Origin of the sequence: Dietzia sp. CQ4 (assembly GCF_014145125.1) — a bacterium.
Lineage (GTDB): Bacteria > Actinomycetota > Actinomycetes > Mycobacteriales > Mycobacteriaceae > Dietzia > Dietzia natronolimnaea.
Genome location: NZ_JAALDZ010000220.1, coordinates 1 through 3,857 on the forward strand (window position 1 = coordinate 1; position 3,857 = coordinate 3,857).

Annotated in this window: 4 protein-coding genes and 1 pseudogene; 2 read left to right on the forward strand and 3 right to left on the reverse strand. The window is 62.7% G+C overall.

The annotated features are described in order from the left end of the window. Together G6031_RS12730 and G6031_RS12735 are read left to right on the forward strand one after the other, a co-directional pair. Nucleotides 1-252 (forward strand): helix-turn-helix domain-containing protein (locus G6031_RS12730; RefSeq protein ID WP_182653457.1); only part of this gene is annotated, 252 nt, incomplete at its 5' end. Between the two features lie 82 nt (nt 253-334). Next, a complete protein-coding gene (locus tag G6031_RS12735; RefSeq protein WP_095719482.1) occupies nt 335-1,399 on the forward strand; it encodes a hypothetical protein in 1,065 nt (354 codons plus the stop codon). A gap of 170 nt (nt 1,400-1,569) precedes the next feature. Here G6031_RS12735 and G6031_RS12740 read toward each other — a convergent pair whose 3' ends face one another. The 3 genes and pseudogenes from G6031_RS12740 to G6031_RS12750 form a co-directional block, all read right to left on the reverse strand. Beyond that, nucleotides 1,570-1,959, reverse strand: a complete 390-nt coding sequence (locus tag G6031_RS12740; RefSeq protein WP_228549190.1) for a four-helix bundle copper-binding protein — start codon at nt 1,957-1,959, stop codon at nt 1,570-1,572. Between the two features lie 181 nt (nt 1,960-2,140). Then, nucleotides 2,141-3,442, reverse strand: coding sequence for an APC family permease (locus G6031_RS12745; protein WP_069389160.1), 1,302 nt, complete (start codon nt 3,440-3,442; stop codon nt 2,141-2,143). A 217-nt stretch (nt 3,443-3,659) separates the two neighbouring features. Then, nucleotides 3,660-3,857, reverse strand: a pseudogene (locus G6031_RS12750) (heavy metal translocating P-type ATPase); the annotation flags it as partial.

A 3,857-nucleotide genomic window follows, 5' to 3' on the forward strand; every position in this document is an offset into this window, starting at 1 on the left:
CTGATGCTGTCGCTGCTCGGGGCGTTCGCCGAGTTCGAGAGGGCAATAATCCGTGAACGCCAAGCCGAGGGTATCGCCATCGCTAAGGCGAAAGGCAAGTACAAGGGACGCAAACGCGTCCTGACTGACGAGCAGGTCGACAAGGCCCGGGCCCGCGTCGAGGCGGGGGAGGGGCCGTCGGCGATCGCCCGTGACCTCGGTGTGGGGCGGTCCACGCTGTACCGCGCTTTGCAGCGCGTGCACACAAACTGAAGGGCGGTTCGCGCTGTGGTGCTCGAGTGTCGGACCCCTGCTGTAGCTTGCGAGAACCCAATCTCCGACCAGGAGGGACCAGATGAGTTCGAGCATGTACCGCAGGCAGCTGGAACAAAAGCGCAAGCAGCGACGAGACGCAGAATCCAAGGTGGGGAACTGCAGGACTAAGGAATCGACCGCCAGGGCAGCGGCTGCCAAGGCCCGCGGTGCAGCGGCGGCCACCAAGAGCTCGACCACCATGAAGAGTAAGCTCAGGGAGGCGGAGCGTAAGGATAAAGAGGCGGAAACGGCAGGTAAAGACGCCGCACAGTGGCAGAAGAGAGTGGACAGCTACTCAAAACAGGAGCTGGATCTCCAGGCGAAATTGGAGCGAGCACAAAAGTCAGAGCTTGAGGCGGCGGAGCGTAAGCGCAAGAAGGCAGAGGAAGAGGCTGCGCGTAGGGCTGCTGGCGAAAGGCAGGCGTTCAACTCGCGGCTCAGGCAAGCAGAAGATGCGGTGAACGAGGTAATGCGCTCGGTACCATCGCCGAAAGCGGAAGTGCTCAGAATATTGCTGCTGGGCGCCGCTTCCGAGGGGGACCTGAGGATCGGCCGAGAGCAGAAACGGATTCGAACTGCGGTTGAAGCTGCGCTTCACCGTGATCAGATTCAGTTCGACGCGCGGCCCGCCGCTACTACGGCGGACTTGATGGACGGGATCACTAAGTTCCGTCCCCACGTCGTTCACTTCTCAGGTCACAGCAGCAGTGCTCTCATCGTCTTCGAGAGAGACCGAGATGAGCAGCACGACGGCGTGATAGTGACTGCACAGGCATTCGCCCGAGCCGTGCAAGCCACTGACAGTCCACCCCTGCTCGTTCTCTTGAACTCGTGCAACTCGGCTCCGCAGGCTAACAACCTGGTTGAGGAGAAGATCGTCCCCCTCGCCATTGGGATGGCGGACAGCATTGCCGACACCGATGCCATCAACTACGCCGCACAGTTCTATGCTGCCATCGCCAATGGCCAGTCAGTTCATTCTTCGCATCGAGCAGCTCGGGCGAGTCTTGAGCTTGACGGTCTCGAGGGGTACGAACTCCCTACCTTGGCTTCCGCGGATGGCATAGATCCATCCCAGGTCGTTCTCGTCAAACCGACTGAATAGCGATGCGGTTTTCCTTGCGGGGAGTCTGCTAGCTGTGGCTTAGGGCTGGGCGGTTCATATCGTTGAACTGTGCATACGGCCCCTGCTTCGACTTTACGTAACGTTTGGATATCGGCGGGTGACCCAGCCTGGTCGATTGTCGTACGACCGACCAGGCCGGGCATTGATCGTTAGCTGATCGCGGACAGGAGTTCGGTGCAGGCCTGTTCGCATTTGCGGCAGGCTTCGGCGCAGACGCGACAATGCTCGTGCATGTCCTCGTGCTTCTTACACTCGGTGGCACATTCTGCGCATGCTGTCCGGCATGCCTCGAGCGTGGTCTTGACCGTGGCGAGGTTCTGCCCGGTGCGACGGCTGAGGATTTTGCCAGTGGTTGCGCAGAGATCGGCGCAGTCAAGGTTGAGGCGAATGCAGTTCCGTAGGTCTGCGACCATCTCTTCGGCCAGGCAGGCGTCAGCGCACGAGGTGCAAGTCTGTGCGCATTCGAGACACGCGGCGATGCAGTCGGCAAGCTTCTGCACGTCTATGCCGGAAGCGTCGTTGGGGTGGGTTTCGATCATTGAAGTGATGTGAGACATCGATGTGCTCCCTTCTTCTCCGAGTCGTCGCTGGAGGTGCCCAGCTAACGCCGACGCTACTGATGCGCAGAACTGGCTACAGTCCCTCGGTTCGACCTTCGCAGAATCTTTGTAATAACAAGCGTCCAATACCCGTTGTATCGGCTTTTCGCAGAAGTGCGGATCATTGTGCGGAGCGGTGACGCACGGTGATCCACTGCGCTGTGATGATGACTAGGGCCACGATCGCGGTGATGCCCAGCGTGAGTGGGTCGGACTGCGCCTTGAGCAGGAGGAAGGGTACGAGCACTGCGACGTCGAGGACGATCGCGACCCACGGGATCCACGCCTTGGCATTGACGTCGTCCTTGAGGCGTCGGACGATCCCGTAATGGATGGCGATGTCCATTGCCAGGTACAAGATCGCCCCCAGGGAGGCGATCTGTGACAGGTCGAAGAAGGCTGCCATGAGGATCGCCAGGCCGGCTGTGATGTAGAGCGACTGGTGTCCGCCAGCCCCGGGTAGTCCCGGCACCTGGCCCATGTCGCGGAGCATGTCGTAGAGCTTGGAGACAGAGAACAAGCTCGCGATGAGTCCTGACAGCGTCGCCACCACCGCGATGATCACGGTCAGCGTGACGCCCCAGGATCCGAACATCGGCTTGGCAGCCTCGGCGAGGGCGTAGTCGCGGGCCCCGATGATCTGCGGAACGGTCAGGCTGGCGGTTACTGCGACGGTGATCAACAGGTAGAGGACGGTGCACAGGGCGATGGAGATCATGATGGAGCGGCCGATGTTGCGCTCCGGGTCCCGTAGGTCCGCGCCCTGGTTGGTGATCGTGGTGAAGCCCTTGTAGGCCAGGATGCACAGGGTCACCCCGGCCAGAAAGCCCATCCAGCCGTGCTCCGGTGGGGTGCGTTCGGCGACGGTGAACAGTCGGCCCAGCGAGGACACGCCCGCGGCCAGGATGCCGGCGATCGCCAGCACCGCGATGCCCACGATCTTGAGCGCCGCGGTAGCGGTGGCTGAGCGCTCGACCCACTGGTTGCCCACCAGGTTGACCAGCGCGGCGGCGGCGATGGCGAACACTGCCAGCACCGGCACCCACAGGGAGGAGTCCTGCATGCCGAATGGCCGCAGCACGTAGGTGCCGAAGGTCCGCCCCAGCAGGGACTCGGCGAGGATCATCGACACGTACATGAACAGGGAGAACGTGCCGGCCGCCACCCCGGGCCCGTAGGCGGCTTTGAGCAGCATCGCGATCCCGCCCGAGGACGGGTTGATGGCCGAGTACCGGATGTAGGAGTAGGAACTGAACGCCACTACCACCGCGCCGGCGAGGAACGCCCACGGCACCCAGCCGCCGGCCAATTCCGCGACCTGGCCCACCAGGGCGAAGATGCCGGCTCCGATCATTACCCCGGTTCCCAGCGCGACGGATCCGGTGAGAGTGAGCTTGTCTTGGGACTGTGTGCTGTGGTCCATGCTGACCGCACTACCTTCCTGCCGGTGGGTGGCCGCGTCGGTGGCGATATCGGCGCGAGTGGGGATGTCAGGCGAGTTGCATAGTGGTCAGGCAGGTGAGGTCATCGTCGCCCGTGGAGATCGGAGCCGGCATCTTCGCCCTCGTGGGTCAGGGCAGCGGCGGCAACGAGCGCGATCGCGGCTCGTCTCCGAGTGGAGTGGGTGGTGTTCATCGGATTCATCCTCGTTGCATCGCTGTGATGACGGTGTCCGGGCGGAGGTCGAGACGGCGCAGCAGCTGAGCGTTGAGAGCAACGACGACGGTGGAGGCGGACATGAGGATGGCGCCGACGCCCATGGGCAGTACGAATCCGATCGGGGCCAGGACACCTGCGGCCAGGGGCACGGCGGCGAGGTTGTAGCCGGCGGCCCACCA